The 22,471-nt window shown below is 71.6% G+C and carries 21 protein-coding genes; 12 read left to right on the forward strand and 9 right to left on the reverse strand.

Translation table 11 applies throughout. The annotated features are described in order from the left end of the window. Positions 1-5: 5 nt before the first annotated feature. The 6 genes from ACN6LB_RS21010 to ACN6LB_RS21035 all read right to left on the reverse strand — a co-directional run bounded on the left by ACN6LB_RS21010 (position 6) and on the right by ACN6LB_RS21035 (position 5,921). Positions 6-971 (reverse strand): arabinan endo-1,5-alpha-L-arabinosidase, encoded by a 966-nt coding sequence (locus ACN6LB_RS21010; protein ID WP_445027257.1) that lies wholly within the window; start codon positions 969-971, stop codon positions 6-8. A gap of 17 nt (positions 972-988) precedes the next feature. Beyond that, on the reverse strand, positions 989-1,861 hold the full coding sequence (locus tag ACN6LB_RS21015; RefSeq protein WP_356132865.1) for a carbohydrate ABC transporter permease: 873 nt from the start codon (positions 1,859-1,861) through the stop codon (positions 989-991). Further along, positions 1,858-2,796, reverse strand: a complete 939-nt coding sequence (locus ACN6LB_RS21020; RefSeq protein ID WP_445027258.1) for a carbohydrate ABC transporter permease — start codon at positions 2,794-2,796, stop codon at positions 1,858-1,860. Before ACN6LB_RS21020 ends, ACN6LB_RS21015 begins: the two co-directional genes overlap by 4 nt. Then, entirely contained in the window at positions 2,793-4,142 is a 1,350-nt protein-coding gene (locus ACN6LB_RS21025) for an extracellular solute-binding protein (protein ID WP_445027259.1), read from the reverse strand. Before ACN6LB_RS21025 ends, ACN6LB_RS21020 begins: the two co-directional genes overlap by 4 nt. 163 nt (positions 4,143-4,305) lie before the next feature. Continuing rightward, positions 4,306-5,151, reverse strand: coding sequence for an SMP-30/gluconolactonase/LRE family protein (locus tag ACN6LB_RS21030; protein WP_445027260.1), 846 nt, complete (start codon positions 5,149-5,151; stop codon positions 4,306-4,308). After that, positions 5,148-5,921, reverse strand: coding sequence for an IclR family transcriptional regulator (locus ACN6LB_RS21035; RefSeq protein ID WP_356132873.1), 774 nt, complete (start codon positions 5,919-5,921; stop codon positions 5,148-5,150). Before ACN6LB_RS21035 ends, ACN6LB_RS21030 begins: the two co-directional genes overlap by 4 nt. A 206-nt stretch (positions 5,922-6,127) precedes the next feature. Here ACN6LB_RS21035 and ACN6LB_RS21040 point away from each other — a divergent pair, with 206 nt between their 5' ends. Continuing rightward, the gene (locus tag ACN6LB_RS21040; protein ID WP_445027261.1) at positions 6,128-6,850 is read left to right on the forward strand and encodes a hypothetical protein; all 723 of its coding nucleotides are present in this window, start codon (positions 6,128-6,130) and stop codon (positions 6,848-6,850) included. 19 nt (positions 6,851-6,869) lie between these two features. On the opposite strand, the gene ACN6LB_RS21045 is transcribed toward ACN6LB_RS21040, so the two are convergent. After that, a complete protein-coding gene (locus tag ACN6LB_RS21045) occupies positions 6,870-8,111 on the reverse strand; it encodes a PucR family transcriptional regulator (RefSeq protein ID WP_356132877.1) in 1,242 nt (413 codons plus the stop codon). A 2-nt stretch (positions 8,112-8,113) separates the two neighbouring features. Continuing rightward, complete coding sequence (locus ACN6LB_RS21050) at positions 8,114-8,266, reverse strand: hypothetical protein (protein WP_356132879.1); 153 nt, start codon at positions 8,264-8,266, stop codon at positions 8,114-8,116. Between the two features lie 270 nt (positions 8,267-8,536). On the opposite strand from ACN6LB_RS21050, the gene ACN6LB_RS21055 reads away from it, so the two are divergent. The 10 genes from ACN6LB_RS21055 (at position 8,537) to ACN6LB_RS21100 (ending at position 21,128) form a co-directional block, all read left to right on the forward strand. Further along, positions 8,537-9,514 (forward strand): DUF3068 domain-containing protein, encoded by a 978-nt coding sequence (locus ACN6LB_RS21055; RefSeq protein ID WP_445027262.1) that lies wholly within the window; start codon positions 8,537-8,539, stop codon positions 9,512-9,514. 226 nt (positions 9,515-9,740) lie between these two features. Continuing rightward, positions 9,741-10,892: a glycosyltransferase family 4 protein gene (locus ACN6LB_RS21060; RefSeq protein WP_445027263.1), complete on the forward strand. Its 1,152-nt coding sequence runs from the start codon at positions 9,741-9,743 to the stop codon at positions 10,890-10,892. A 5-nt stretch (positions 10,893-10,897) separates the two neighbouring features. Further along, a complete protein-coding gene (locus ACN6LB_RS21065; protein ID WP_445027264.1) occupies positions 10,898-11,800 on the forward strand; it encodes a class I SAM-dependent methyltransferase in 903 nt (300 codons plus the stop codon). Beyond that, complete coding sequence (locus ACN6LB_RS21070) at positions 11,797-16,290, forward strand: alpha-(1->3)-arabinofuranosyltransferase domain-containing protein (protein ID WP_445027272.1); 4,494 nt, start codon at positions 11,797-11,799, stop codon at positions 16,288-16,290. Before ACN6LB_RS21065 ends, ACN6LB_RS21070 begins: the two co-directional genes overlap by 4 nt. After that, a complete protein-coding gene (locus ACN6LB_RS21075; protein ID WP_445027265.1) occupies positions 16,287-17,597 on the forward strand; it encodes a condensation protein in 1,311 nt (436 codons plus the stop codon). The genes ACN6LB_RS21070 and ACN6LB_RS21075 overlap by 4 nt, the downstream gene beginning before the upstream one ends. Beyond that, positions 17,594-18,328: a class I SAM-dependent methyltransferase gene (locus ACN6LB_RS21080; protein WP_445027266.1), complete on the forward strand. Its 735-nt coding sequence runs from the start codon at positions 17,594-17,596 to the stop codon at positions 18,326-18,328. Before ACN6LB_RS21075 ends, ACN6LB_RS21080 begins: the two co-directional genes overlap by 4 nt. A 15-nt stretch (positions 18,329-18,343) precedes the next feature. Then, positions 18,344-19,249: a hypothetical protein gene (locus ACN6LB_RS21085; RefSeq protein WP_356132962.1), complete on the forward strand. Its 906-nt coding sequence runs from the start codon at positions 18,344-18,346 to the stop codon at positions 19,247-19,249. Continuing rightward, on the forward strand, positions 19,246-19,467 hold the full coding sequence (locus ACN6LB_RS21090) for a Trm112 family protein (protein WP_356132891.1): 222 nt from the start codon (positions 19,246-19,248) through the stop codon (positions 19,465-19,467). The genes ACN6LB_RS21085 and ACN6LB_RS21090 overlap by 4 nt, the downstream gene beginning before the upstream one ends. Continuing rightward, entirely contained in the window at positions 19,464-20,315 is an 852-nt protein-coding gene (locus ACN6LB_RS21095) for an FkbM family methyltransferase (protein ID WP_445027267.1), read from the forward strand. The genes ACN6LB_RS21090 and ACN6LB_RS21095 overlap by 4 nt, the downstream gene beginning before the upstream one ends. A gap of 195 nt (positions 20,316-20,510) precedes the next feature. Further along, complete coding sequence (locus ACN6LB_RS21100) at positions 20,511-21,128, forward strand: hypothetical protein (RefSeq protein ID WP_445027273.1); 618 nt, start codon at positions 20,511-20,513, stop codon at positions 21,126-21,128. Here the strand turns inward: ACN6LB_RS21100 and ACN6LB_RS21105 are convergent. Next, entirely contained in the window at positions 21,106-22,008 is a 903-nt protein-coding gene (locus tag ACN6LB_RS21105; protein ID WP_445027268.1) for an ATP-grasp domain-containing protein, read from the reverse strand. The genes ACN6LB_RS21100 and ACN6LB_RS21105 overlap by 23 nt on opposite strands. Positions 22,009-22,165: 157 nt before the next feature. On the opposite strand from ACN6LB_RS21105, the gene ACN6LB_RS21110 reads away from it, so the two are divergent. Further along, on the forward strand, positions 22,166-22,378 hold the full coding sequence (locus tag ACN6LB_RS21110) for a DUF4287 domain-containing protein (protein ID WP_445027269.1): 213 nt from the start codon (positions 22,166-22,168) through the stop codon (positions 22,376-22,378). The last annotated feature ends 93 nt before the right edge of the window (positions 22,379-22,471 follow it).

The following is a 22,471-nucleotide window of genomic DNA, read 5'->3' on the forward strand; positions in this document are numbered from 1 at the left end:
GGTGCTTACTTGACAGTGGGCCAGCCGTCATGGCTCCAACTCAGCTTGTTGAGGCCGAGCTTGGGCGTGCCGTTGTCGTCGCCGTCGTAGTAGTGGTACGCGAGCCAGTCCTGGCCCTTGTCGCGGAACACGGACTGGCCGCCGGTGCCGAAGTACTTCCCGTGGCCGGCCAGCAGCAGGTCGCCGCCGCCTTCCAGCATCGGCGTGCCGGCGCTGTCGACGTAAGGGCCCGTGATCGATGTGGACCTGCCGACCCTGATCTTGTACGTGGAGTTCACGCCGGCGCAGCAGCCGTCGTAGGAGGCGAAGAGGTAGTAGTGGTGGCCGTGTTTGACGATGTAGGGGCCCTCGACGGCGTACGGCGCGTCGGGGCGGGTCGCCAGGTGGCGGACGGTCGCGCCGGGGACGGCCTTGCCGGTCTTCGGGTTCAGTTCGACCATGCGGATGCCGGTCCAGTACGAGCCGAAGGCCATCCACAGCCTGCCGTCGGCCTTGATGACGCCGGGGTCGATGGCGTTCCAGGTGTCGGTCGTATCGGAGGTGAAGACCTTGCCCTGGTCGGTCCAGGTGCCGGGCATGCCGGACTTGGAGGTGGCGACGCCGATCGCGGAGTGGTTGGTGCCCCAGGAGGAGACGGCGTAGTACAGCCAGTACCGGCCGTCGCGGAAGGAGAGGTCGGGCGCCCAGGGGTCACCGGTGGAGTTGTACTCGTACCACCAACTGGGCGGCGTGGCGAAGGCGTTGCCCGCGTCGTCCCAGTGCTTCATGTCCGTCGACAGGCGGGCGCCGATGATGCCGCCGGTCGAATAAGCCACGTACTGGCCGTTCTTGAGGTGGGTGACGGTCGGGTCGTGGATGATCTCCTGCCCGGTGAGGGGCAGCGGGTCGGGGTAGTCGGCGGCCCTCGCGGTGGTGGGCAGCAGGGCGAGGAAGGCGGCGGCGAGTACCGCCGCGAGTCTCGTACGTATCACTGCGCTGACTCCTACTCCTACTGTCCGGCCAGGCCGGTGTGCGCGACACCCGCCACGATCTGGCGCTGGAAGAAGACGAACACGACGATCAGCGGGAGGCCCGCCATGAGGCCGCCGGCCATGAGCTGGGCCCACTGGATGCCGTAGGAGTTCATGACGGTCGCGATGCCGTTGGGCATGGTCATCAGGTCGGGGTTGTTGGTCACCATGTAGGGCCACAGGAAGTTGTTCCAGGAGGCGATGAAGGTGAAGATGCCGACCGCCGAGAGCGAGGGGCGGGACAGCGGCAGGATGATGGTGAAGAAGACCCGCCAGCGGCCCGCGCCGTCGATGAAGGCGGCCTCCTCCAGCTCCTTCGGGATGCCCTGGAAGAACTTGTAGAGGATGTAGACCATCGCGGCGGGTGCACACTGCGGCAGGATCATGCCCCAGTAGGTGTCGACCATCCCCATCTGCTGGACGGTGGTGAACAGGGGCACTCCGAGGACGGCCGGGGAGATCATCAGGCCCGACATCACCACGCCCATGAGGAGGCCCTTGCCGCGGAACTCCGTACGGGCGAAGCCGTAGCCGGCCAGCGCCGCGACCGTGACCACGATCGCGGTCACGCACACCGACACCACGAACGAGTTCACGAACCAGTTCGAGATGTTGCCGGTCTCCCACAGCGCCTTCCAGGCCTGGACCGTCCAGACCTTCGGCAGCCAGTGCGGCGGGATCTCGGCCGCCTCCGCCTCGGACTTGAGCGAGGTGAACAGGGCCGCGGCGATCGGCGCCAGGAAGACGGCGGAGACGGCGACGCCGATCAGCGTGAGGACGATCTGGCTGGGTGTCCACGGCTTGCGGGACTTGGTGCGTACGGTGCGTGCGGTCGTCTCGGCGGTGGTCATCGGCCGCCCTCCTCACGGTTGCGCAGCAGCCACATCCGCGCGAGGGCGACGGCTGCGATGATCACGAAGAAGATGATGGACATCGCGGAGGCGTAGCCCACGCGGTAGCTGGTGAAGCCCTGTTCGAGGGTGTACTGGACGAACGAGCGGGTGCTGAGCTCGGGTCCGGGGCCGAAGTCCATCATCACGACGGCCTGGTCGAAGAGCTGGAGCGAGGCGAGGATCTGGAGCGCGATCACCAGGCCGGTGATGTTGCGCAGCATGGGCAGGGTGATGTGGACCATGCGGTGCCAGGCGTTGGCGCCGTCCAGCTTCGCGGCCTCGTACAGGTGGGCGGGGATGCCCTGGAGCGCTGCGAGGTAGAGCAGGAAGCTGAAGCCGACGGTCCACCACAGGGTGGTGATGACGATGGCGAGCATCGCGTACGACTTGTCGGTCAGCCAGGGTGTGTCGAGTCCGAAGGTCTCGTTGAACAGGCCGATTCCCTGGGTGAACAGCCACTGCCACATGTTGCCCGCGACGGTGGAGGGGAGCAGGAACGGCGCGAAGAAGCACAGGCGCCACAGCCATTTGCCGCGTTCGATGTTGTGGGCGAGCATCGCGAGGAGGAAGGCGAGGACGGTGATGCAGGGCACGACCAGGAGTGTGAAGTACGCGCTGTGGCCGAGCGCGTCCCACATCATCGAGTCGCCGAGCGCCTCGCGGTAGTTGTCGAGGCCGATGAAGTTCGCGCCGTCGCCGGAGATGTTGGCGTCCGTGAAGCTGAGGTAGACGCCGCGGATCAGCGGCCAGATCACGAACAGGGCGAAGAGCGCCACGAACGGGGCGACGAACCATCCCCCGTGCTGGAAGCCCTGCTTGCGGCGGGCTGTGGCACTCGCGGCGGCGGTCTTCACCCGCGCCGGTGCGACGACGGTCTGGGCACTGGTCGTCATGCGGACGCACCTCCCTGCGCGGCGGTCTTGCCGTCCATCGGGTTCTTCGAGGCGAGGAGCTTGGTGAGGTGGCTCTTCATGGTGGCCGCGGCGGCGGCGGGCTTGGCCGAGCCCATCGTCGAGGAGACGGCGACCGGGCCGAGGTCCTGGGCGAGGACGCCGGTGGAGCCCGCGAACCACACCTTCGGCTCGGTGGCCTGGTGGTCCATGGCGCTCGCGTACTCGTTCTGCGGGGTGAGCTTCTTGTACGCGGCCGTGGACAGCGTCGGTGTGTACGCGGGGATGTGGCCGCCGGCCGCCCACTGCAGGGCGTGCTTGACGACGTAGGCGGCCAGTTGGTGCGCGTCCTCGTTGGTGGTGCCGCCGCGGTTCGCCTGGTGGGGCAGGACGAAGGAGTGCGACTCGGCGTGGGTGGCCTGCTTGCCGAAGACGGGCGGCAGCGGGGTCGCGCCGTAGTCGAGCTTGGCGCCGGAGAAGACCGGCACGGACCAGTTGCCCTCCCAGGTGAAGGGGGCGCCGTTGATGAACTGTTCGCCGGTGGGGGCTCCGGGGATGACGTACCCGTCGGCGACGTGCTGCCGCAGGAACTCCAGGACCTGGGTGGCCTTGTCGGCGTCGAAGGTGACCTCGGTCTTGGCGTCGTTGAACCAGGTGCCGCCGAGCTGGGTGTAGAAGGCGACGAAGAACCACCACTGGAAGTTCTGGTCCTGGGTCCACAGACCGATCGTCTGCAGGCCCTTCTTCTGGACCGCCTTGGCCTTCTTGAGGATGTCGAACCACTCGGTGGTGGAGCCGACCGGGATCATCCGGCCGTCGTCACCGAGGAGGTCCGCCTTCTTCAGGACGTCCTTGCGGTAGAAGCAGAGCTGTACGTGGATGTCGAGCGGCAGGGCGTAGAGCTTGCCGTCGATGACGCCGCGGTTCCACAGCGCCGGGTTGTAGTCCTCCTTGCGGACGCCGTACCTGGCGAGGAGGGCCTCGTCCCACGGGTCCAGGAGGCGGCCCGGCGAGAAGCCCGCGACGCGGCCCATGTGCATGACGCCCAGCTCCGGCGCGCGGTTGCCCGCGGCGGCCATGGCCAGCTTGGTGTAGAAGGGATTGCCCCACTGGAGGGTCGAGTCCTTCACGTCGATGGAGGGGTTCGCCTTACGGAAGGCGTCCAGCATCGCGATCATGTTGGCGCCGTCGCCGCCGCTGAAGAGGTTCCAGTAGCGCACGCGGCTGCTCGCGCTGGAGGCCAGTGCGTCCGCTCCGGTGCCGAGCGCGGCGAAGCCGAGGCTTCCCGCAACCGTCAACCCGCCGATTCCGGCCAGGAGTTGCCTACGGTTCAGGCCAGGTTGTCCCATGCCCTGCCCTCACTGTTCGAGATTTCGATAGATGCTCGTAACTTCGAACGGGACCGTAGATAGGAAGCGCTTTCTCGTCAATGGTTTGCGCAAAAATCGACGGCCCCCGTCCAGCGACTGGACGGGGGCCTCGGACCTCGTGGGGCGCGCTGCCCGGGAATCGCTACCCGGCGAACGCGGGCTGCGGCAGGCCCTTCCCCGCGCCGGGCAGCACCAGCACCGAGCCCGACATCGGGTGCGGCGCCTCCAGCCCCGTACAGGCCGTGGTGATGTACAGATCGGTCAGGTCCGCGCCGCCGAAGGCGCAGGCCGTGGGGCGGCGCACAGGCAGCTCCACGACCCGGTCCAGCTCGCCGGACGGCGTGTAGCGGCGGACCGCGCCGCCGTCCCACAGCGCGACCCACACGCACCCGTCGGCGTCGACGGTGAGACCGTCCGGGAAGCCGTCCTCGACGGTCGCCAACGTCCGCCTGTTGACGGGCAGTTGATCCTCACCCACGTCGAACACGTCGATCCGCCGGGTCGGCGAGTCGACGTAGTACATCAGCCGTCCGTCCGGGCTCCAGCCGGTGCCGTTGCTCACCGCCACGTCGTCGAGGACCGCCTCGGCCGTGCCGTCCGCGGAGAAGCGGGACAGCGTGCCGCCGCCCGCCGCCTCGTCGTAGCGCATCGTGCCGGCCCACAGCGTGCCGTCGGGTGCGACCGCCGCGTCGTTGCCCCGGCGCCCCGGGACGACCTCCCGGTGCAGCCACCGGAAGTCCTGGCCCTCGGGCCCGTACAGCGCCACGCCGTCGCGGAGGTTGACGACCAGACCGCCGCCCGCCCGTGGCTTCGCCGCGCCCACGTGCTGCTCGGTGACCATGACCGTACGGCGCCCGGATGCGGGGTCGTAGGTGTGCACCCGGGAGCCGAGGATGTCGACCCAGATGAGCCGCTGCCGTGCCGTGTCCCAGGTCGGCCCCTCGCCGAGCGCCGCCTGCTCGCGGACGGCGACCTCGATCGCGCTCACGCCACGCTCCGGTGGCCGAGCCGCTCCGACAGCTCGGCCGCACCCTTCGCGGCGAGCTGCTCCAGCTCGATACGGCGGTCGTCGCTCCAGCGGATCATCGGCACGGAGATGGAGAGCGCGGCGACGACCCGGCCCGTGCGGTCGCGCACCGGGGCGGCGACGCAGCTGACGTCCGGATTGGACTCACGGCGCTCCACGGCGATGCCGCGCGCGCGGATCTCGACGAGGGCCTCGCGCAGGGCGGCCGGGTCGGTGATGCTGTTGGGCGTCATCGCGACCAGGTCCGCGTCGCCGGGGATGCGCGCGGTCAGCTCCGGCTCGGGGAGCGAGGCGAGCAGCATCTTGCCGACGGAGGTGCAGTGGGCGGGCAGCCGGCGCCCGGCGGCGGACACCATGCGCACGGCGTGCGTGGAGTCCACCTTCGCGATGTAGATGACATCCGTGCCCTCGAGGATCGCCACGTGGACGGTCTCGTCGCACGTCTCGGCGACCGAGCGGGCGACCTGCTGCCCCTCGGCGGCGAGGTCCAGCTGCTCGGCGTAGCGGCTGCCGAGCTGGTACGGGCGTACACCGAGCCGGTAGCGTCCCGGCTGACCCGGCACCTGGACGATGTACGAACGGGCGGCCAGGGTGGTCACCAGCTCGTGCACGGTCGTGCGGGGCAGCTGGAGCCTGCGCACGATGTCGGGGGCGGAGAGCGTTCCGTCCCCGTCCAGGAAGAGTTCGAGTATGTCGAGAGCCCGGGTCACGGCAGGTACTAGGCGTCCCACAACCGGCCCCCTCCCTATATGTCTCAGTGCCTGTGTTCGAAATTTCAACAGACGATCGGCATGACGAACACAGGCTAGTCATAGTGGGCGGGGGCGGCAATGGGCGGGCCCCAGGTCGGTTGCGGAGTCCTGGCGTTTCCGGGTGCGGCCGGACGGGAAGAGCCCCCACACGCATCCGCCACGGGGGAAGGCCAGGGTGAGAAGGCATGACGGAACCGCCCGGCCCGTTCGCACCTCCGCCGATGCCCGCCTCCGCTCCGCCCGCACCGGGCCCACCAAGAGCCGCCTGGTACGCCCGGCCGGTGACGGTGGGCCTCGCCGGCCTGCTCCTCGGTGCGGCCGTCATCGGCGTGCCCTGGCTGCTGACCAGGGACGACACCTCCGCGGCCGGCGGTCAGGGTGCCCTGACCGGCGGGTCGACGGCCGCCCTGTCCGCGCCGGAGAAGCTCGGCGACTTCCTGCACCAGGACGCCGCGGCGAAGGCTCTGCGCAAGGACGGGAGCGCGGACAAGAACGCGAAGCAGTTCGCCACGGCGGACCGGCGCAGCACCGGTCTGCTGTCCACGGCGTACGGCGGCGCCCCGGCCGTCGTCCAGAGCTTCGCCGACCGCAAGTTCGAGAACCTCTTCCAGCTGACGGCCGTCCGCGCGCGCTCCCCACGGCCGTTCGTCGCGTATCAGGATCCCGTCCAGCTGGGACTGGTCGTGGCCCCGAACAAGCTGAGCAGCTTCCGGAAAGTGGACTGCGTGATCTACAACGACCCCACGAACTCCGGCGGCACCCCGGCTTCCGACAGCGTGCACGTCATCTCCTGCCAGCGCACCGCCGACGGCCTGACCGTGCAGATCCGTCAGGTGTCCGGTGACGTGGGCCATGATCCGCAACAGGTCGCCGGGCTGGTCGACCAGGCGTGGACGGCGCTGTCCTGACGCCCGGCGACCGCCCACGTCAGCGGCGCGCCCGGGGGTCTCCCAGTTCCCCGCGCAGCCGTTGCGCCCGTAACACCAGTTCCAGTTCGAAGCGGCGGTCCGGGTCGTCTATCTCATCGCCCCACAGTTCGCGGATCTGCCGCAGGCGGTAGCGGACGGTCTGCGGATGGACGCCGAGGCGGGCCGCGACCTCGGGGGCGCCACCGCGTGTTTCCAGCCATGCGAGCAGGGTCTCGGCGAGGCGGCGGCCGTGGGTGGGGCCGCAGTGTTCGAGGGGGGCCAGGCACCGCAGGGCGAGGTCGTCGATGAGTTCCTCGGGCTGGAGGAGGACCAGGGCCTCGGTGTGTTCCGTGCAGTGCAGCACCTCACCGGCGGGCAGCAGCCGCCGCTCCATCAGCCGTACGGCGGCCTCCGCCCAGCGCAGCGACTTCGCCGCGTCGGCCAGCGGCACCGGGGGCCCCACCGCGCCCGCCCACCCGGCGAGGGCGCGGTGCAGCAGCTCCGGGCGGCCGGCGGCGGCCGGCTCGGGCACGACCATGCGCGGCTGCTCGTACTCCATGTCCAGGAGCACGTCCTGTCCGACGGCGGGCGCGACGGCCTCGCGGGCCGGGCGCAGCAGCACGGCGACGGCGACCCTCTTGGGCAGCGGCCAGCCGATGCGGGCGGCGCGCTCGACGAGTGCCTCGGCGGGGTCGCCGCGGTGGTGCTCGGCGAGCAGCAGCTCCATGAGGCGGCGCTGCAGCCGCAGCCGTTCCCCGGCCTGGCGTGCCGCGGCCTCGGCGTAGCCGCGCACGGACTGGTCGACGAGGCCGTCCAGGTACTCGTATCCGGCGTCGACGAGTTCGTACATCGCCGGTGGCGGGATCTCGACCATCTGCCCGATCTCGGCGAAGCGGCGCCAGGCGAGCCGGACGCCCAGCCGGTAGATGGCCTGAAGGGAGTCGAGGCTGCGGCCGTGCAGGCCCTCGCCACGGCCGAATTCCTGGAAGACCTCGGGGTGGACGCGCGGGTGGCCCTCGGCGCTCTCCAGGTGCTGCACGAAGACCTCGATGGCCCGGCGGATGCCGATCAGCGCCATGGGTTCGCCGGAGTCGTCGAGCACGACGGGCAGGTGCGGGTACTCGCGGCGGATCTCGCGCAGGATCTCCTCGGCGAGGGCCGGGGCCTGCTCCATGGCGAGCGCCGCGAACCGGCGCACCTGGAGTCGGGGAACGTCGCGCCAGGCCGAGCCGGTGGTGACGGTTCCCGGGTGAGGGATCACGGTCAGCGCTCCTGGCCGGCATTCTCGTAGGTGATCAGCGGCGTGTTCGGCTGGTCCGGGGTCGCGTCGAGCAGGGCGACGATGCCTAGGGCGGCGCCCACGGCGAGTGCGGCGGCGGCCGCCATGGTCAGGGCGGCGGCGAGCAGTCTGGACATGGCAGGGTGAGCCTCTCTGTCGGAGGTCGTCCCCATCCCGGCGCTCCGCGCGGCCGTGTCCCTCGGCCCCGCGGTTCCCACCCGTTGCCGAACAGCGGCCCGGCAGTGGCCAGTCTCGACAATGCATTGACACCCCGTCAAGGGTGCGCCTACGGTTCCCGGCCCGTACCGCACGTGCATTTCCTCCCACGGTGTCGACCCACCCGTATGCACCTGTATCCATCCGTACCTCCCGGTGAGTCGAGCCCCTCACGCCCCTGGAGTGCCCGGATGCGCAGAACCGCCTCACCCGTCTCCCTGATCCTGCTGGGGCTCGGGACGTTCCTCCTGGTCCTGGCCCCGCTGCTCGCGTGGTACGTGCAGCCGCGCGCCGCCGTGAACCCGGTCGACATCGACACCACCGCGATCTACACCGGCACGGGCAGCGTCTTCGACGTCGACAAGGTCAAGACCGTGCCCGACCAGCACATCACCGTCACCCAGCAGGTCCGCGGCGATGTCGCCGACAGCGAGAAGAGCGGGAAGGCGGTCTGGGACGTGACGACCACCGTCGACACGGACAAGTCGCTGCCGGCGGCCGACCCGCACGACGCCCTGGAGTTCATGCCCGGCCGCTGGGTCACCGACCGCAGGACCAACGAGCCCGTCCACTGCTGCCGCGAGAAGCCCTACTTCGAGGGTGACGCCTACCTGAAGTTCCCCTTCGACGTGCAGAAACGCTCGTACCGCTGGTGGGACAACTCCCTTGGCGCAACGGTCACTTTGCACTACAAGGGCACCAAGAAGGTGCAGGGGTACCAGGGTTACCGGTTCACCGGCACCGTGCCCGCCACCCGGACCGGAACACGCCTGGTCCCGGGCGCGATCGTGGACGAGCCGGAGCGCAGTCAGGTGCTCGCCGAGGAGTGGTACGCCAACCACCTCATCGAACTCGTCGTCGACCAGCGCACCGGCCGGGTGATCTACGCCCAGGTCGGCCCCCGGAAGACGCTGCGTGCCCCCGGTTCGAAGAAGGACGCCGCCGTGCTCCTGGACAGCGAGAAGCTGGGATTCACCACCGCGACGCAGAAGGACCAGGTGAAGCAGGCGAAGAAGGAGAGCGGTCAACTGCGCATGGTGGGGCAGACGTTGCCGATCGGTGCCGCTGTGGCCGGATTCGTCCTCGTGGCGGTGGGGGGCGTTTTGGTGGTACGAGGACGGCGGCGCCCCGATACGTCCGAGATGCCGCCGCCTCCGCTCACGATGTGACGTGACGTCAGTTCTAATAACCCCGGAAATTGTCACTTCGGTGAGTAGCCGTGGCGAACGGCTGGGCGAAAACTGTCCACCCACCCGAGCACAACCCGTCCACATCCCTCACCCAAGAAGAGCTCAGTCCCCCCACAGCAACCCGCACCGCGTGTCCGACCAGATCCGCACCGTGCCCTGTACGCCCCCCACGCTGAGTTCCGCACCCTGACGAGTTGGAGCACCTATGCCCCAGCACGTGCCTTCCCCACTGCGCGAAGCGTTCCCGCGCTCCGCGCAGTACCCTCCGGCGCACCCCCCACACCCGCGCCGAATCGTTTTCCTCGCCCACCGCGACCTGGACAATCCGGCCGCCGGCGGGTCCGAACTCCTCGTCGACCGGCTGGCCGACGGGCTGACCCAGCTCGGCCACCAGGTCACCCTGCTGTGCGGCGGCCCCGCGTCCTACCGCGACTACCGGGTCGTCTCCGCCGGCGGCGACTACGGCCACTTTCTGCGCGCCCGCTCGGCGTTCCACCGTCAGGTGGGCGACTGCGACCTGCTGGTCGAGGTGTGCAACGGCATGCCGTACCTGGCGCCGCTGTGGCACCACGGGCCGACGCTCTGCCTGGTCAACCACGTCCACACCGACCTGTGGCGGATGCGGTTCGGCGGACCGCTGGCGCCCGCGGCGCGGCTGGGCCGAAGACTTGAGCACTGGGCGCTCGCGGGCGCGCAACGCCACAACCTCCTGGTCGCCGTCTCGCCGTCGACGGCCCACGCCCTGAACTCGATCGGGGTCGAGCGCGACCGCATCCGCGTCGTGCACAACGGGGTCGAGGAGCCGGGTCCGCGGACCCCGCGTTCACCGGAGCCGTTGTTCCTGGCGATGGGACGGCTGGTCGAGTACAAACGGATCGATCTCCTCCTACGGCTCTGGGAGCGTGTGCGCCCTGTGACGGGCGGCCGGCTCGTGATCGTCGGCGACGGCCCCGAACGCGAACGCCTCTCCCAACTCGCGGGTCCCGGCGTGGAGTTCGTCGGCCATGTCTCCGAGACCGAGAAGCACCGGCTGATGTGCGCGGCGTGGCTGCTTCTGCACCCCTCCGCGGTCGAGGGCTGGGGCCTGGTGGTCACCGAGGCCGCGACACGCGAGACCCCGACGATCGCCTTCGACGTACCCGGACTGCGGGATTCCGTCGAGGACGGCGAGACGGGTGTCCTGGCCCGCGGCGAGTCCTCCTTCGCCGCCGCCTGGTGCACCCTCGCCCTCTCCGCCCACCGCCGCGAACTCATGGGCAAGGCGGCTCGCGACCGTGCCGCCCAGTACCGCTGGAACCACACGGTCCGCCAGTTCAGGACGGTGGCCGCGGAGGCGGTCACCTCCTGGCAGGGGTGACGCCCATGAACCCCGGCCCCGACGACCGCCGCCCGGCCACGTCCCCCGCTGCTCCGCCACAGCCGGCGGGGGCGGGCGACGGCGAGCCGACCTCGGCCCGGCATGGAGCAGCGGTCCCGGCCGGCAGCAACCCGTCGGGCACACCGGCCGACGTCGGGCGCCCGCACGGGGCCGCCGCCCCCTGGAAGGATCCCTCCCTTCGCCGTTCCCTCGCGCTCTTCCGGGCCTTCCTTCATGAGCAGGACGATCCCGAGGCCTGTTACTCGCTGCTCGCGCGTGACGCGGCCGACCAGGTCGAGGCGTACGGGGGCGGCGTACGGGGGCGGACCGTCGTCGATGTCGGCGGGGGCAGCGGGTACTTCACCGAGGAGTTCCGGCGGCGGGGGGCCAATGCCTACCTGTTCGAGCCGGATGTGCGGGAGCTGGGGGCGAAGCCGCCGGACGGGGCCGTGGTCGCGGACGGATACCTGCTGCCCCTGGCGTCCGCCACCGCCGACGTCTGCTTCTCCTCCAACGTGCTGGAGCACGTGTCCGACCCGCAGACGTTCCTCAGCGAGATGGTGCGGGTCACCCGCCCCGACGGGCTGATCTACGTGTCGTTCACCAACTGGCTGTCCCCGTGGGGCGGTCACGAGTGGGCGCCGTGGCACTACTTCGGCGCGCAGCGGGCGCGGGCCCGCTACCAGCGCCGTACCGGAGTACCGGCCAAGCACACCCTCGGCGAGAACCTCTTCGCCGTTCACATCGGCACCACCCTGCGGCAGGTCCGCGCCCGCGACGACGTCACGGTCGTCCAGGCGCGCTCCCGCTACTGGCCCTTCCTCGCCGGTGCCGTCGCGAAGACGCCGGGACTGCGCGAGTTCGCCACCTGGAATCTCCTCCTCATCCTCCGGCGGTGTCCACCATGACGACCACGGTCCAGGCTCCTCCCCCGGCAGCCGTCCCCACCGCACGGGCCACCGCGGGACCCCCTGAGGGCCCGCGGTCGCGGCGGTGGCTGGTGGGGTTCTGGGCCGTGGTGTTCGTCCTGGTCCTGGTGGTGCACCCCGGGCGGACGACCTTCGACACCAAGCTCGGGGTCGCGCTCGACCCCTGGCAGTTCCTCTCCGACCTCGGCCAGTTGTGGCACGACCGGGGCGGCTTCGGCGGCATCCAGGACCAGTACGTCGGCTACGCCTGGCCGATGCTGCCGTTCTACGGCCTGTGCAAGCTGATCCATCTCCCGGTGTGGCTGGCGGAGCGGCTGTGGCTGTCGCTCATCGTGTCGGTGGCGTTCTGGGGCGCCCTGCGGCTGGCCGAGCGCCTGCGGATCGGGAGCGGTGCCTCCCGTCTGCTCGCGGCCGTGGCGTACGCGCTGTGGCCGGTGTTCACGATCGTCGTCGGCTCGACCTCGGCGGCGGCGCTGCCCGGCGCCTTCCTCCCGTGGGTGCTGCTCCCGCTCACCGACGAGCGCTTCACCGCCCGCGTCGCGGCCCTCCGCTCGGCGCTGTTCATCCCCTTCATGGGCGGTGTGAACGCGGCCGCGACCCTGGCCTCCCTGCTGCCGGTGGGGCTGTACCTGCTGTCCCGCCCACGCGGACCCCGGCAGCGCAAGTTGATCACCTGGTGGGTGCCCGGCGTCATCCTGGCGACCACGTGGTGGGTGGTCCCGCTGCTGATGCTCGGCATCTACGGCGAGAACTTCCTTCCGTACGTGGAGACTTCGCAGACGACGACGGCCACCATGTCGGCTACCGAGTCGCTGCGCGGCGGCGGCAACTGGGTCGCGTACCTGCACTTCGGCGAGGCGTGGCTGCCGGCCGGCTGGACCGTCGCGTCCTCGGTGATCGTGATCGTCTGCTCGGCGCTCGCGGCCGGGCTGGGCCTTGCGGGCCTCGCGAGACGGGACATGCCCGAGCGCCGCTGGCTGGTGCTGACCGTGCTGTCGGTCGCGCTCATCACCCTTGCCGGGTACGGCGGTTCGTTCGGCGCGCCCTTCCACGGTGTCGTCCAGGACTGGCTGAACGGCGGTCTCGTCCCCTTCCGCAACATCTACAAGTTCCAGACGGGCCTGGCTCTCGCCCTCGTGTTCGGCCTCGCGCACCTGGTGGGCGTCGCCGCGCAGGAACGCGGGGCCCGCCGGGTGCGCGGACGCCGCCTCGCCCCGCTGATCGCCGCGATCCTGGTGCTGCCCGGGCTCGCCTGGCCCTACCTCAACGGGTCGATCCTGAACCCGGGTTCGTTCCAGAAGCTGCCCACCTACTGGGAGACCACGGCCGACTGGCTGAAGAAGTACTCCCCCGACTCGCGCGCCCTCGTCGTCCCCGCCACCGCGCACGGCATCTACTCCTGGGGCTCGCCCATCGACGAACCCCTCGACGTCCTCGCCGACTCCCGCTGGGCGGAGCGCGACTACGTGCCGTTCGGCACCCCGGGCAACCGGCGCGCCATGGACGCGGTCGAGCAGTCCCTGATGACGGGCGGCCAAGTGCCGGGCCTGGCCGACTACTTGAGCCGCGCGGGCCTCTACTACGTCGTCGTGCGCAACGACCTCGACCCCGACCAGGTCGGCTACGTGCCGACCGCGACCGTCAAGCGCACCCTGGAGCAGTCGGGCTACCAGCGGGTGACCGGCTTCGGCCCGGTGATGACCGGCGGACGCATCGCGAACGACACACCCATGCAGGTCGAGGGCCTGTATCCGCGCCAGCGCGCCGTGGAGATCTACGAGCCGACCGGCGAAGGTGTGCCGCGCCCCGGACAGGCCGGGCTGAAGCCGATCGCGGACACGGCCGTCGTCTCCGGTGGTCCCGAGGCGCTGCTGCCGCTGGCCGCCGATCCGTCGATGCGGGGCCGGGCCACGGTCCTGACCGGCGACAACCATCCCGGCCTCGGCACGCCCGGGGTGCAGATCCTCGGTGACGGGATGCGGCGCGCCGACACCCGCTTCGGCCTGGTCAACTCCAACACCTCGTACACGTACACCGCCGACGAGCGGAACCCCTCCGACAGCGCGCAGGACGCCGGGAAGAAGCCGCACCAGATCCTGCCGATGCGGGGCCTGGACCACCAGACGGTGGCGGAGCTGCGCGGCGCCCGTTCGGTGACCGCGTCGTCGAGCGGCAACTGGCTGTTCCAGCTGCCGCAGTACGACCCCGTGAACGCCTTCGACGGCAACCCGGACACCGCGTGGGCGGAGGGCGCGGCGGGCTCGGCGAACGGGCAGTGGCTGCGGATCCGGTTCACCGGGTCCATCGACATGCCGTCGTCGTTCAAGGTCACACCGCTGCCCCAGGGCGGCGTGCGGTCGGCGCCGACGCGGGTGCGGGTGGAGACGGAAAAGGGGTCGGTCACCAGCTTCCTCGAACCGAACGGCATGACGCAGCGCATCAACGCCCGTGCCGGATCGACGAGTTGGATGAGGATCACGATCGTCGACTCCGTCGCCCGGCACACCGGCCTCACGGGTGCGGGCTTCTCCGAGATCGACCTCCCGGACGTCCAGGTGACCCGGCTGCTGCGGCTCCCGACGGACGCCGCGGGCTCGGACTCCTCCTCCGAGATCGTCTCGCTGCACCGCACCGCCGACCCCACCGGCCTCTCCCCGACGGGCACGGAGGCGGGCCTGCACCGCCGCTTCTCGACGTCGACATCGGGCACGTACGACGTGAAGGCGAGCGCGGTCCCGATCCCGGGCGAGGGCCTCGACAAGCTGCTCTACGAGGTGGCGCCCGACCAGGAGCGCCGGATCACCGCGACGGCCGATTCCACGGCGGGGATGGGCGCGGGCCTGTCCGCGCGCAACCTCACCGACGGCGACCTGACGACGGCGTGGATCGCGGGCGACCGGCCGACGATCCACCTCAGCTGGCCGGACAAGCAGCCGGTCTCCTCGATCGTGCTGGCCCCGGCGGGCGGCCTGTCCACCCGCCCGACCGAGGTGAACATCAGCTCCCCGGACGGCGCCGCGATCGCCGGAGTCGACGAGAACGGCTGGGTCCGCTTCGACCCGATCACGACCGACCACCTCGACATCACCGTCACGAAGACGGCGCCGCTGACGGTCCACAACCCGGTCGCGGACGAGGACCTGCAACTGCCCGTCGGCCTGACCGAGGCCTACATCCCGGCCCTCGCCCAGTACCGCACCCCCCAGCCCTCGGCCACCCGCACGTTCACCCTCCCGTGCGGCAAGGGACCGGTGCTCGCGGTCGACGGCAAGCTGTACGAGACGAGCGCGAAGGGCACCGTCCGGGATCTCGTGGAGCGTCGCGGCATCGAACTGACGCTATGTCAAGAAGGGCGTGCGGAGGACGGGTTGCAGCTCGACGCGGGTTCGCACCGGGTCGAGGCCGGGGACGCGGGCCCGCTGGTCGTGACCGATGTGACGCTCACCAGCGGCACGGTCGGCACCGAAGCCACCGCCGGCGCACGTGAGTTGAAGATACGGGACTGGCTGGGCGACCGCCGCGAGGTGTCGGTCGGCTCGGGCGCCGCCTCGTACCTGACGACGTACGAGAACTACAACGACGGCTGGAAGGCGACTCTGGGCGGCAAGGAACTCACGCCGGTACGGCTGGACGGCTGGCAGCAGGGCTGGCGCATCCCGTCCGGCGCGGGCGGCACCGTCAAGCTCTCCTACGAGCCCTCGACGACGTACGAGGCCGGGCTGATCGGCGGCGGAGTCGCGGTGGCGGCGCTCGCCGGGCTCGCCCTGTGGCGGCGCCGCTCGCCCAACCCCGACGTGCCGCAGCCGCTGCCGCCCGACCCCGGACTGTGGCTCGGCACGGTCGCGCTCACGCTCGTCGGCATCGTGATCGCGGGCTTCTTCGCCCTGCTGGTCCCGGCGCTGGCCCTGCTCGCGTGGAAACGGCACGCCCTGCTCGTACCGATCGCCTTCCTCTCGCTCGCGGGGGCGGGGATCGCTGCGGCGACGGGAGCCGGGTCGCCGGTGGGCGCGGGCGAGGGCGCGTTCGGGCCGGCGGCCCAACTGCTGGCCCTGATCGGCCTGTTCGCCGCGCTCGTGAGTGTGCAAGAGCCCAGTGCGCCCGATGCGGCGGGGACGACGGCCCAGTTCGCGGCGCCGCCCGGCTCGGAGGCACCGACCGCGCCGCTTCCGCAGCGGCGGCGCGGGGAGGCCGGCGGGCCCGGCACCCCGGGTCCTGCTGCGGAGCCCGGTCCCACGACGGGCTCCGGCCTCGCCTCCAGCACCACCATCTCCGCGCGCGGCCCGGAGTCCGCGCGGCCGGATCCCGACCCGCCGACGGCACGGATCGGGTTCCGCAAGCCGCGGTTCAAGGCGACGCCGCCCGAGCCGGAGGACACCCCGGAGCGGCCCGGCGAGACGCCGGCACCCGGCACGGGGACCGATACGAGTACCGGAACGGACACGGACACGGAGAAGGGCCGGCCCGCATGACCGCACTGGAACAGCCCGCACGCGGCGGCACGGACGGCCCGGCGCGGCCGCCCGACCGCGTGCCGTTCCCCGTGGTGGACGAGGTCGCCCGGCACTGCCACCAGGAGGAGGAGCCCGAGACCGTCCACATCGAGGTCCATCTGCCGGGCCGGCTGGACCCCGCCCGTCTCACGTCCGCGTTCACCGAGGCCCTGCACCGCCACCCGCGCATCCTCATGCGCGAGGCGGCCGGGCCCTGGTACCGGCGGCGCTACGAGTGGGAACTGACCGCCGATCCGGACGTGCGGGTGGTGACGTTCCCGCCGCCGGACCGGGACGCCCTCAAGCACGCCCGGGACCGCGCACTGAACAACGCGCCGCCCCTGTCCGCCTCACCGCCGATCCGCCTCGAAGTCGTCGACGAGGACGACCGGTCCGAAGGCACCGTCCTCTTCCTCACCATCAACCACACCGCCCTGGACGGTCCCGCCTGTCTGCGCGTGCTGGCCACCGCGGCCGAGCTGTACGGCGGCCGGGACAACTCCCCCGCCGCGCCCCCGGTCCGCCCGCCCGACGCCCCCGAGGAGCAGGTGGACACCCCGTCCGGCTGGGCCCCGCCCGCCCGCGTCGTCCACGGCACCCCCGAACCCTCGCCGGGCAACGGCCTGCTCGTCACCGAGCTGAGCGTCCCGCGCCGGCCCAAGGGCGCCCCGTACACCGTGAACGACCAGCTCATGGCCGCCACCGCCCTGATGATCACCCACTGGAACCGGGAGCACGGCGCGCGGCCCCGCCCGCTGCGCATCACCATGCCCGTCGACGACCGGCCACGGGGCACCGACATGCCCATCGGCAACGGCACCCGGCTCGTCGAAGTCCCCTTCGCACCCGAGGAGTTGGACCCGGACCGGATGGCCGAACTGCTGCGCCGCACCGCGGACCGCACCCGCGCCCTCAAGTCGCTGCCGCGCCCCCAACTCGGCCACGGCGCCGCCCTGTTGACGGCGCCCGTGGTACCCGTCGCGTGGCGCGCCGCACTCACCCGCGGCCTGCGCAGAACGATCGCCCCCTGGACGTCGACCACCCTCCTGAGCAACATCGGCCGCATCCCGTACAGCCTGGACTTCGGCGACACGGCCGGGCGCGCCCACGCGGTCTGGTTCTCCGCGCCGGCCCGTATGCCACGCGGCCTGACCGTGACGACCGCCTCCACCGCCGGCCGCCTCCACCTCGCCCTGCGCTGGTCGCGCACCCTGCTCAGCCACGGCGACGGCGCCCACCTCCGCGACCTCTTCGAGCACTATCTGCACGCGACGGAGGTCTCATGACGACCAGCGCCCCGGTGCGCAGGGAACTGCGCGACTTCTACGAGGACCCCGCCGTCCCCGTCGCCTCCGGCACCCCCCGCAGCCTGCGCCAGGCGCGCATGCTGGCCGCCGTGCTCGGCCCGGCCACCGACGGCGCGAGGACCGTCCTCGACATCGGCTGCGGCGACGGCACCGCGGCCGCCACCGCCGCGCCCCTCCTGGCCGGACACCGTCTCGTCGGCGTCGACTGGTCCCAGGACGCGCTCAGACGCGCCCATGCCCGTCTGCCGTACGCCGTACGCGGTGAACTCACCGACGGCGGCCTGCCGTTCGCGGCCGGCGCGGCCGACGCGGTGCTGTTCAGCGAGGTCATCGAGCACCTCGTCGACCCGGACGCCGCACTGGAGGAGATCCGTCGCGTGCTGCGCCCCGGCGGCCATCTCATGCTCTCCACCCCGAACCTGGCCGCCTGGTACAACCGCGCCCTGCTCCTGGCGGGCGTCCAGCCCGTGTTCTCCGAGGTGAGCCTGCGCGCCATCCACGGCCGCCCCGGGACGGAGGTTGTCGGCCATCTGCGGCTCTACACCGCCCGCGCGCTACGGGAGTTCGTGGCCGCGTCGGGCTTCGAGGTCGTACGGCTGCGCGGAGCACCCTTCCACGGTGTGCCGCGTCCGCTGCGCCCCCTGGACCGGGTGGCGTGCGCGGTTCCGTCGGCCTCCTCGATCCTGCTGCTGCACGCGCGGAGGACCTAGCCGATGTGGTGGGGAGTGGCCGCGGCCCTGATGGCGAACGTCCTGTACAGCACCGGATTCGTCCTGGAGAAGCGGGCGTTGGCCGCTCTGCCCGAGGTGAACTTCCGGCGCCCCGCCCGGCTGCTGCGCCTCGTCCTCGGCAGCCCGCTGTGGATCGGCGGCTCCCTCGCCCTCGCCGCGGGGTTCGGCGCGCAGCTCGCGGTCTACCGCACGCTTCCGATCGCCGCCGCTCAAGGGATCTTCGTTTCGGGGCTCGTGCTCCTTGTACTGCTCTCCGCGCGGCTGCTCGGCGAGGAGACGAGCGGCCGGGAGCGGTACGCGCTCGGGGCGATCCTCGCCGCCCTGCTCATGGTCGTCCTCTCGCTGCGCCAGGGCTCCGACACGGTGAGCCGCAGCGCCCCCGTGCCGCTGATCCTCCTGGTCTGCGTGCCGTCGCTGGCGGCGGGCGTGTGGCTCTACGGGGCCGCCGAGCGCCGCTCCCGGCACCGGCACCGCGTGCCGTCCACGGGCGTCGAGTACGGCGTCGCGGTGGGCCTGTTGTACGGCGTGAGTTCGCTGGCGATCAAGGGCGCCTCGACCTATCTGACGACAAGCGGGCCGGGCAGTGCGGTCGTCGAGCTGCTGCGCTCCCCGTACCCGTATCTGCTGCTGTTCACCGGCGCGTTCGGCCTCGTCATGTCGCAGGCGGCGCTGCAGCGCTGCCGGGCCTCGCTGATCGTGCCGGTCTGCACGACCGTGACCTGTCTGTTCACGGCGGTCCTCGGCACGCTCGCGTTCGGCGAGGCGCTTCCGCACGATCCGCTGCGGCTCGCGCTGCGCCTGGCGGGCACCGCTCTCGCGGTCTCCGTCCTTCTCGCCATGCCGAAACACGACGCGGCGCCCCAACCCCCCATAGGTGCCAAGGAGTTGACACCCCCATGAACCCCGACGACCCGCTGCTGAAGATCCTGGCCTGCCCGCTCGACAAGGGGCCGCTGCATCTGCTGACGCCGGAGGCCGAGAAGGAGGAGGTGCTCTACAACCCGCGGCTGCACCGCCGCTACCCGATCGTCGACGGCATCCCGCAGCTGCTGCCGTCCTCCGGCGAACAGGTCACGGAGGACGAACACGAGGAGCTGCTGAAGCGGATGGCTCCATGACGACCCTGACCGCGCGCCTGGCCCCCTTCCTCCCGCTGCGCCTGGTCGCCGCGACCGCCCGGCTGGTCTACCCACGCTTCGAGCCCGAGCTGGCCCGGCTCGGCGACCTCTGCCCCACGGACTGCGGCACGGCCGTGGACGTGGGCGGCTGGTACGGGCCGTGGACGCGCCGGCTGGCGAAGCGGGCCGCCCGTGTGGTCACCGTCGAACCCGTCCCGCACCTGGCCCGGCTGCTCTCCTCCCGCGGCCCCGGGAACGTCCGCGTGGTCCCCGCCGCCGCTTCCGACCGCCCGGGCACCGCCCGTCTGTGGCTGCCGTCGGACGACGCGGGCGACCGGGGCGTGTCCTCGCTGGTCCGCCGGGACATCCACGCCCGGGCACTGGAGGTGCCCTGCGTGACGCTGGACGGCCTGGACCTGCGGGACGTCGACTTCATCAAGATCGACGTGGACGGCAACGAGCTGGCCGTGCTGCGCGGCGCGGCGACCCTGCTGGCCCGCGACCGCCCCGCCCTCTTCGTCGAGCTGGAGTCCCGTATCCAGCCGATCGCCCCGGTCGTGGAGCACCTCGCCGAGCGGGGCTACGACGGCTGGGTGCTGCCCGGCGCCGCCTGGCTGCCCCTCGCGTCGTTCCCCCTGGAGGCCCACCAGGCCCGCACCGCACACGTCGTCTCACAGGGCCTGCTGCGCAGGGTCCTCCCGCCGCACGGCCCGCGCTACGTCAACTCGGTCCTCTTCCTCCCGGACGGCCGCCGCCCGGGCCCCGGCCCCCGCACGCGCCAAGGCCGAGGAAACGAGCGCGCACAGTCCCGAGGAGTCGCCCACGGCCGGCGCCTCGACATGGACTGAGGCGCCTTGGAGGCGGGGAGGACGAAAACAGACACCATGACCTCCACCCGGACGGTCGCTTCCCAGGCCCCGGCCCCCGCGCGCGAAGAGGCCGAGGGACGAGCACGCAGTCCCGAGGAGTCGCCCACGGCCATCGCCCCGACCCCGGCTGAGGCGCCCCGGGGACGAAGCGCGAACCAGGCGCCGTGCGCGACCATGGACCCCATGCCCTCCGCAAAGCGATCCGCCGGTGCCGGCCCCTTCACCCCGCTCGACTTCCAGCTGGTCCTGCTGCGCCGGATGGCCGACCACAACCCGGATCTCGTCGAGGACGCCCGCCGGGAGCTGGGTGCGTCCATGGGTGACATGCGTGAGGCGAACCGCCGCTGGCAGGCGATGCTGCACGCCCCGAGGTCCAGGGCTGCGGCCTCCCGCTACCGCTCGATCCTCGGCGTGCCTGAGCATGTCGAGAAGCGCCGGATCGGCGACCTCGCCTGTGAGGCCCTGCTGTGGCCGGTCCCCCTCTGGCCGGACCTCCGCTTCGAGGTGCTTCTCGGCCCGAACGGCGCGGCCTGGAACGAGTGGCTGGTCCGCGCGCCGGGCGCCCCGGGCCCGCTCCTGCGCACGCTCGACGACCTGACTCCCTGGTCCTGCACGGTCGACGAGGCCGCCCGCGCCTTCGCCCCCGCCCGCCCCCTGGAGGGCACGGCGCCGACCCGCTGGGGGCTGGCGTTCACGGCGCCGGACGCGGCGGGGGTGCGGCGCGAGTGCGCGGCCGAGTTCACATGGGGGCTGGTGCAGCGGGTGGCGGTCAACGAGCGGCAGCCCGGATGATCGCTTCCGCCACCGCCGGGACCGACCCCGGGTGCAGTCCGAGGAAGAGGTTCGGCTCGACCAGCTCCAGCTCCATCACCCGCGGCTCCCCGTCGTCGCCGTCCACGAGGTCGACCCGGGCGTAGAGCAGCTCGGGAGTATCCGGTACGGCGGCCAACGCGGCCTCGGCCACGGCGAGTTCGGCCGCGGTGGGCGCCCAGGTCTCAAGCCGGGGGTGGGCCACCTTGTCCTCGTCGTACGGTGTGCCGGGCGCCAGCACGGCCCCCTTGCGGCTGGCGTGCAGCAGACGGCCGCCGAAGAACTGCAGCGCGCGCTCACCGGTGCGGTCGATGTGCGCCAGATAGGGCTGCACCATCGCGGTCAGCCCCTCCTCGTGCATCCGCGCGAGCTGCCGCAGGGCCGTCTCCCGCTCGCCGGGGGTGTACCGGGCGGCGAACCGGGCGCCCGCACCGGAGGTCGGCTTCACCACGTACTCGTGGTCCTCGGGCAGATCGACGGGGTCGCCGGGCGCGACGTACCGGGTGTGCACGACGGGGACCCCGGCCGCGGCCAGGTCCCCGATGTACCGCTTGTCGGTGTTCCACCGCACGACCTGCGCCGGATTGGCGAGTCGCGTGGCCTTCCCGCACCGCTCGGCCCACGCCACGAACTCCGCGGCCCGCCAGCTGTAGTCCCACGTCGACCGGATCACGACAAGGTCGTACGCCCCCCAGTCCGCATCCGGATCGTCCCAGTACACGGCCTCCGCCCCGGCCCCCGCTCCCTCCAGCGCCCGCACCAGCACCGGCAGATCCACGTCACGACTGACCTCGCCGGGATCGGGCCGATACGTGGCGAGCGCGATACGGACAGCGGCGGTACGGGCCACGACGGACTCCATCCTCGGACGACTGATGTCCGGCGAGGCTAACAACGGCTGCCCTGACCCGGACAACGCGCCGCCCCACCGATTACTTCTCCCGCTCCCTCAGGTCATACGGGTGAAGCGCATCGGCGCCTCGTGAGTTGTTTCCCCGGACGGACAGGACATCGGCGACATGAGCGAACCCGTGAAGGGCCCCGCGAGCTACTTCCCCTCGATCGAGAAGAAGTACGGCCGGCCGGTCGCCGAGTGGAAGGGACTCATCCGTTCCTCGCCCCTGAGCAAGCACATGGAACTCGTCGCCTGGCTGAAGACCGAGCACGGGCTGGGGCACGGCCATGCCAACGCCCTGGTGGCGCACACCCTCGCCGAGGGCAAGGGCGACTAGGGGGTGTTTTGAAAGTCCTGTGCGGTGCCCGCGGTGTTCGGTGCGTGCCCTCGGCGTGCCGGACGAAGGCCCTCGTACTGGACGTACTTGGGG

Source organism: Streptomyces sp. SAS_270 (genome assembly GCF_052543295.1).

Coding starts and splice junctions, on each gene's coding strand:
- ACN6LB_RS21015 (WP_356132865.1), bottom strand. CDS start 1,861: ATGACCACCGCCGAGACGACCGCACGCACCGTACGCACCAAGTCCCGC.
- ACN6LB_RS21020 (WP_445027258.1), bottom strand. CDS start 2,796: ATGACGACCAGTGCCCAGACCGTCGTCGCACCGGCGCGGGTGAAGACC.
- ACN6LB_RS21025 (WP_445027259.1), bottom strand. CDS start 4,142: ATGGGACAACCTGGCCTGAACCGTAGGCAACTCCTGGCCGGAATCGGC.
- ACN6LB_RS21040 (WP_445027261.1), top strand. CDS start 6,128: ATGACGGAACCGCCCGGCCCGTTCGCACCTCCGCCGATGCCCGCCTCC.
- ACN6LB_RS21050 (WP_356132879.1), bottom strand. CDS start 8,266: ATGTCCAGACTGCTCGCCGCCGCCCTGACCATGGCGGCCGCCGCCGCA.
- ACN6LB_RS21055 (WP_445027262.1), top strand. CDS start 8,537: ATGCGCAGAACCGCCTCACCCGTCTCCCTGATCCTGCTGGGGCTCGGG.
- ACN6LB_RS21060 (WP_445027263.1), top strand. CDS start 9,741: ATGCCCCAGCACGTGCCTTCCCCACTGCGCGAAGCGTTCCCGCGCTCC.
- ACN6LB_RS21065 (WP_445027264.1), top strand. CDS start 10,898: ATGAACCCCGGCCCCGACGACCGCCGCCCGGCCACGTCCCCCGCTGCT.
- ACN6LB_RS21070 (WP_445027272.1), top strand. CDS start 11,797: ATGACGACCACGGTCCAGGCTCCTCCCCCGGCAGCCGTCCCCACCGCA.
- ACN6LB_RS21075 (WP_445027265.1), top strand. CDS start 16,287: ATGACCGCACTGGAACAGCCCGCACGCGGCGGCACGGACGGCCCGGCG.
- ACN6LB_RS21080 (WP_445027266.1), top strand. CDS start 17,594: ATGACGACCAGCGCCCCGGTGCGCAGGGAACTGCGCGACTTCTACGAG.
- ACN6LB_RS21090 (WP_356132891.1), top strand. CDS start 19,246: ATGAACCCCGACGACCCGCTGCTGAAGATCCTGGCCTGCCCGCTCGAC.
- ACN6LB_RS21095 (WP_445027267.1), top strand. CDS start 19,464: ATGACGACCCTGACCGCGCGCCTGGCCCCCTTCCTCCCGCTGCGCCTG.
- ACN6LB_RS21100 (WP_445027273.1), top strand. CDS start 20,511: ATGGACCCCATGCCCTCCGCAAAGCGATCCGCCGGTGCCGGCCCCTTC.
- ACN6LB_RS21105 (WP_445027268.1), bottom strand. CDS start 22,008: ATGGAGTCCGTCGTGGCCCGTACCGCCGCTGTCCGTATCGCGCTCGCC.
- ACN6LB_RS21110 (WP_445027269.1), top strand. CDS start 22,166: ATGAGCGAACCCGTGAAGGGCCCCGCGAGCTACTTCCCCTCGATCGAG.